Genomic DNA, 6,140 nt, shown 5'->3' with positions numbered 1-6,140 from the left:
CAGCGGCCTGCAGTTTGCTTGCCTCACCGGTTACTCCCTCGCGACGTACGCCAAGCATGTGCCCGATAAGTTCGTGCGTTATCGTCAATACGTCGACGGGAACGAAGTCGACTCGGCAAAGAAGCCAGCGACAGAGCTTGTGCTCCAAGCGGTGATGCAGATTACAAACAGCGACTTGAGTCATTTGGGTAACCATGGCTTGGGTAAAGCGCAACAGGGTGCGCATCATGGCTGAGTGACGGTCAAACTCCAATGCCAAATGGTGCGATGACAGACGATAGGCTTGACCGGCGTTCTGCACTACTGCGACACTTGAAGTTATACCTCTCCCCAAAAAGAGTGAAATACCCACAATGCCATCGCGTCCAACCACGGCAATCTCATCAGAGTCGCCATTTTCCATGACGTACATCAGTTCGGGACCACACATAGTGGCATTCTTTTTTGTCCTAGTCGAACACCGCACTTGGCTTGCGCTGAGGTTACCTCAGCGCGTCACCTATTTATACGCTCTATCGCACACTTAGAGCAAACGTTCATGAATAAAGTTCACATGAAACGGTGACTCCTGATTTCTGAATGACTTTGGCTATCGATATAATTGCCCGATTTATTGGCATTCAATTCGATGTAGTGGTGACGTGATGAATGATGGCGCGCATTCTACATATAAAAAAAAAGCAGGTCTGGGTATTCACTGATGCCGTTCAGTTGATTTCCAGAACCGCTAACATCGGGGACTCAAGATCGACGATTACTCATCCGCAGACAACCACCCACAATCGCATCGCGACATCAGAGCAAGAGAGAATTGGTATTATTGAACAGTTGGTCCGGATTTCCGTATGACTTGAACCAATTGAACATATTTTGCAAGACTTCGACAACGCTCTAAAAAAAATCTAGAAACCTATGGATAGCAAACGTAGCCAACGATATTACCGATTGCCAACAAAGCTCATTAATTTAGGTTAGGGGATTCTATGCAAGAACCGCCGAAAATTCCGTCATTCCAAATCCATCACTGCCAAGAGCGTATCCAGGTGGGTCCATCTTGCCGATCCTCGGGTTTGGGAGCAAGAACAGTGAACGACTTAGGGATTTTCGTGCGCGCTGCGAAGCAACGCAGTCTAACTTGGGCGATCGAACGAGGAACCGCAGACAAATAACTGTACCCGCTAGCGATCACAGGCGGCCCAGCTCGCAATCAACGCCTTCACATTTGACTGTCCCGGAACTCACTCTGAACATTTTATTCTGTCGAATTTGCAACGGGTTTTGGTATAGCAAGACTATCCCTGAACATCGTACTTAACCCACTTACCCAAGCCAGAGATGCCGCCCAACCAGCAAGGACATCTGATGGATAATGGACGCCCCAGTAAATACGCGACAGGCCGACAAACGTCACAAACAAGCTGCCGCATACAATTACGACAACGTTCCAACGGCTACTCCTTGTGAGCACGATGAGTGCAACGGTAACTGCCATCGATTGCATGGCGTGGCCGCTTGGAAAACTATAAGTGGTTTCAGGCATCCCTGATATCCAAAGATCGGGCCGGATGCGGGTGAAGGTATTTTTAGCAAATAGATTCAGCAATCCTGCACCGGCGACGGAAAAAAGCCAAAATCTAGCAGCGGCGCGACGCTTGAGCAGCAGTACGACAAAGACTGCAAAATTGAATGGCACTAAAACGAATGCCGACCCCGCGCGCGTGAAGAACAGCATGACAGAATCAAGCAGCGGCGAAACATTAGCGTGTATGAATAAAAGGATCGGTTTGTCGAAAGAAAATACCTCGTGCTCAACCACTTCTTCCGCGAGACTACCGAAAATAAATAGCGGTACTAAGACACCGATGAACAGCGCGAGCAATGACCCATAGTGGTGCCGCAGCCAGGATTTCAACGGATGCATTAATGGCTTTCGATGTTACGAGCGTTGTTTCAAAAAACGGAAAATAAGGTACGCTAAGCTGCGCCTTTTGTGTAAGCGTCCGACCCCACCAACTTTTCACATGGCAGTATTGATTGTTGATTTGTTTCTTCGCGAGCCGGCGAATTTGTAAGAGCGGAATTTTGTTTATATTACTTTCGTGTTTAATACTAAATGCTATGAAAATAGCTCCCTGTCTCGTTGGCGCAGAGCTTCGGACCAGTAGCGATCCCACCAAGGTTTTATCGTAATGTCAACGGGTGGTTTTTGAAGTTGAAGAGGTTTGGCGTTGTCACTAGCTTTTTTTGTTGCTTTTCTGAATTCGTAGTGATCGAAAAGACTCACAGCTTCCACCATGTAGGCGGTAGCAACGCGCGGATCTCGGATAATTAAAAGGTTTTCTCCATTTGATGTGTCTGCTGGATTCGAAAAATTAAACGATCCCGTATAGACACGTGCTAACTTCGGTTTGTCAAAATCAACGATGACAAACTTATTGTGCAACCTAACTCCGCTACCGCCATCAGATTCAGAACGGAAGGGCGCTGGTACATTGGCCCCCAAAAACTCTGGTTCGGTAAGTACAAAGTGACCATCCGCATTTGCAAGGTCAATCTTTTTATCGTCCCGGTCAGACATGCCGTAGACAAATATATTCTGACTCCTTTCAAGGGTCTGGATAGAATTAGGAAGCGGTCCCGTTGTTTGATACAGGAACGCTAATGCAAATAAAACAGAAGACGTTGCAGTGTCAATGTCATCGGCCACTGGTTGGAGTACCGCAGAGCCAGTTGAGTGGGGTGAAAACGTCACCTTAGCATTCACACTAGGCAATTGAAGATCCGTCCAAGCGGTGGCGGGCTCCTTCTTGAATGCCGCACCCGAGGCAGAATTCCAGTATAAGTCGAAGGCTGCTGAAAAAACTGCCACAGCGGACGGTTGCAAGATCACAAGGGTATTGTTTGCCTGAACATACAAGCCGCGCCAGCTGAAGTTTGTGCTACCACAAACTACAGCCTTGTAAGTGCCGCTTTCCACGATCAACACTTTGTTGTGCTGTAGTCCAGACATGTGCTGACGCTTGACTTGGTTGGCTCCCGCAGACTTCACTAGGCGAGCAGTGGCCTGACTTTCACATGAGGTAGCAGATCCATGCTGACCGGAATCGTCGACAATGATAGTGAGACGATTGCCGAGTCGTTCAAACCGTTCGAGCACTTCGGGTAAATTTAGGTCGTATGCAATGGCTTTAACTGTCGCTGTCGGCGTTGCTAAAGCCGTATCGAGCACCTCCAAAATGGACTGGCGAGACTCAAATCCCAGCCAAGAGAGCGCTTCAACAGCATCTGGGTGAGTTGGTTTGAAGTCCAATCCGTTGTCAGGATTATCGGGGAGAATTTCACTGATGGTGTGTCCGTCCTGTTGATAGTGATCGATGAAAGCTTGTGACGAGACAAAGCCGCGAGTGAAGGAAACGTTGAGTTCACCTTGGTAGGTATCCTTGCCGAGCTCAATATTTGCTTGCTGAAGCTCCCCTTGGCTGAGATTCTCCTCGGCATCCATAAAGAGAGGAGTGACGCGATAGTTGAACGCGCCAGCGGTTTGCGCTTCTGACGGGAAATGTACCCAGCGGAACTTCTGTATGGGTGCGACAAGACTAGACTGCACTTGAGGACCGATCGCGCCGCCGGGCGTCGGAAATGATAGTCGGTTGTTAAGAGGTTTAAATGCCTTAGCGGAGGGTGGCTGGTACTCGATCGCGAAGCCCACAAAGTTGACAGGCGGTTTGCCTGATTTCCAATTCATTCCCAGCAGTATCATGCCCTCACCGCGATGTAATTTGAGCGTGAATTCAGCTTTCGCATTAGTTCCGACAGATTGGTAAGATGTGGTGACCATGAACGACCTCCCGAGTTTGGATTTCTGATTAAGATATGGAAATGCAAAGACTTCGGCTCGCTCCAACAAAAGACAGGTTAGTGATCTACCATCTCACTTGTCAAGAAGGTAAAGTATTATATTGATTATGTTATCATTTAAATGTTAGTTTATTGATATTTTTACCTATTATAGCTTTTAAGTCTCGCAGATAGGGAGAGCCGCGTTGTGAATGCTTGACCAATCGGGGCTGGCAACGCCATTAAAGTTGGCGCGCGAAAACAGTACGCAATGCGGTACCAAGGTGCGGACAGGCGGCCTTTTGAACCTAATCGAGCCGGCAACAGCGTCGTAAATTTTCCAGTTGTCAGCGTGGGGCGTTTCCAGAGAGATTCACAGGAGCCCTTACGGCCATTGGATCGGCGAAAATTTCCTGGACGCTGAATTTCAATTGAAGTGGAAAATTCTCTGCGCTGTTTAACAAACTAGGACTTTGTACTGTTGAAGATCACCCTAAACTGAGCCACGTGATTGAATTGCCTGCTGAACAAATGAGCAGGGAGACATGGAGTGATCACCGTGGACATGTTAACCAAAATAAGGCGGATGTATTTCCGCGATAAACTCTCGATACGAGAAATTGCGAGACGAACCAATTTGTCTCGCAATACCATCAGTAAATGGCTCAAAAAAGAAGCAATGCAAGAGCCGAAGTACCCTCCGCTAATTACCAGCGAGTTGGCAAATATTTTGCATAGTAAAGCGGCATCACGATATGAGTTTGCTCGATTTCTGTTGAACCCTGCGTTCCAGTGAGTTTAATAGTCTTGTGTGGTTTGCATTTTTCAATATATGATTGCAGCGACTTTGCGCGTGTGCGCTTACCGCTTTTGACTTCGACCGGAATAATTTGGCCTTGATCATTGGTGACAATGAATTCAATTTCTGCGCGTGCATCACTCCATGAAAAACTAGGTTCTATGCCGATTGCGGCCAATTCTTGTTGGACGAAATTTTCGGCGATGTAGCCTTTGTATTCGAATGCTTGTTGTTTGATTTCGCGAAAGCCGACGCCGAGCATATTGTTAAGAAGACCGACATCAAACAGGAAGAGCTTAACCTTGTTTTCTTCTTGGTAAGCAGCGAGCGGTGTTCTAGGCATTCCTTCTATTGGGTGGTTTTTCAATGCGAGGCGACATCTGTGTAACCAATTGATCGCTGTTTCAAATTCACCATAGCGTGATTTATTTCTATAGACACCTTTGAATTTGAAACGATTGACTGACTCATCGACGACTGCAGACAATTGAGCAGGAATTTGATTGAAGACGGCTTCAATTAATTGAGCGTCGCCTTTGTTCGAATACTTTCCAAAATCGCGACGGTACCCTTCTACTAAATTTGCATGAATCTGTCTGACGTTTGAAATACGTTCGAGTATGCTGGCGTCTGGATTCGCAAACCATGCTGCTACTGCCTCAGGCAGTCCGCCGGTGAAATAGTAATCGGTTAGTTTATCAAATAAGATGTTGTGTGCTGCGGGGCTATTAACTTGCGTTTCGAAAGCTTTGATCAGCGCAGGCTCATTTGAAGCGAGTAGGAATTCGTAAAATGTCAGAGGACGCAAATTGTATTGCTCGACTTTGCCAACGGGAAACGAATTGAGCAATCCGATATTAGAACCACTGGCAGCGATGTAATAGTCTGGAGTTTTTTCTGCAAAATATTTTAAAGATGATATTGCACGCTCACACTCACCAATTTCGTCAAGTATTAATAAATCGGTAGCGGGATTAAAAACTTGTCCTGTGAGCAATTCAATATTTGACAGAATCTCGTTTGGGGCTAGTGATCCCGCAAATGCTTGGGCGAGATCAGGGCGTTCCAGAAAATCGAGATGGAGCGTTTGAGTAAACCTCTGTCCCAATAATTGTGTCAGTAGATACGTTTTCCCGGTCTGACGCGCCCCATCAATTAACAACGGCTTGCGTTGCTGCTGCGATTTCCAATTGATTAGCTTATCAAGTAATTGTCGTTTCAATGGTGTCCCCCCAGGAATATGGCAATATCAGCGGCACCGATATATTTTTCCTGTCATATTTTGGATCTGATTTTACTTGAATTTACATTATTATGCGCATAAAAATGCATATATACGCATTTTTATGCGCATAATAATGTTTATAATTTCGTTTATATGCGCGAAAAAGTGACGATTCGCACAGTTAGGCTCTAATGGAATGGACGCCCTCTTTCAAACGGCATCGATGTGCCAAAATGGGAGCGGCAACACCCCCTAAATGAAATGAGCGTCCAAAATGAT

Annotated in this window: 5 protein-coding genes and 1 pseudogene; 2 read left to right on the top strand and 4 right to left on the bottom strand. The window is 46.5% G+C overall.

What is annotated here, in order from left to right:
• A partial coding sequence (locus tag AAKU64_RS22020; RefSeq protein ID WP_354363047.1) for a Crp/Fnr family transcriptional regulator occupies positions 1-466 on the bottom strand: 466 nt, incomplete at its 3' end.
• 182 nt (positions 467-648) lie between these two features.
• Here AAKU64_RS22020 and AAKU64_RS22015 point away from each other — a divergent pair.
• A complete protein-coding gene (locus AAKU64_RS22015) occupies positions 649-849 on the top strand; it encodes a PLP-dependent transferase (protein WP_354363045.1) in 201 nt (66 codons plus the stop codon).
• A 403-nt stretch (positions 850-1,252) separates the two neighbouring features.
• Here AAKU64_RS22015 and AAKU64_RS22010 read toward each other — a convergent pair whose 3' ends face one another.
• Both AAKU64_RS22010 and AAKU64_RS22005 read right to left on the bottom strand, forming a co-directional pair.
• Positions 1,253-1,921 carry a phosphatase PAP2 family protein gene (locus AAKU64_RS22010; protein ID WP_323492952.1) on the bottom strand — a complete coding sequence of 223 codons (669 nt, stop codon included), beginning with the start codon at positions 1,919-1,921 and terminating at the stop codon, positions 1,253-1,255.
• Between the two features lie 195 nt (positions 1,922-2,116).
• Positions 2,117-3,838, bottom strand: coding sequence for a phospholipase D-like domain-containing protein (locus AAKU64_RS22005; protein WP_323492951.1), 1,722 nt, complete (start codon positions 3,836-3,838; stop codon positions 2,117-2,119).
• Between the two features lie 564 nt (positions 3,839-4,402).
• Here AAKU64_RS22005 and AAKU64_RS22000 point away from each other — a divergent pair.
• A pseudogene (locus AAKU64_RS22000) lies at positions 4,403-4,502 on the top strand (hypothetical protein); the annotation flags it as partial.
• 42 nt (positions 4,503-4,544) lie between these two features.
• Here AAKU64_RS22000 and AAKU64_RS21995 read toward each other — a convergent pair.
• Complete coding sequence (locus AAKU64_RS21995; RefSeq protein ID WP_323492950.1) at positions 4,545-5,858, bottom strand: ATP-binding protein; 1,314 nt, start codon at positions 5,856-5,858, stop codon at positions 4,545-4,547.
• Positions 5,859-6,140: the final 282 nt, after the last annotated feature.

It is taken from the genome of Undibacterium sp. GrIS 1.8, assembly GCF_040544445.1.
In the GTDB taxonomy this organism is placed as follows: Bacteria; Pseudomonadota; Gammaproteobacteria; order Burkholderiales; family Burkholderiaceae_D; genus Undibacterium.
The sequence above is the reverse complement of the archived record's forward strand: the minus strand, read 5'-3'. Positions and strand labels throughout refer to the sequence as shown.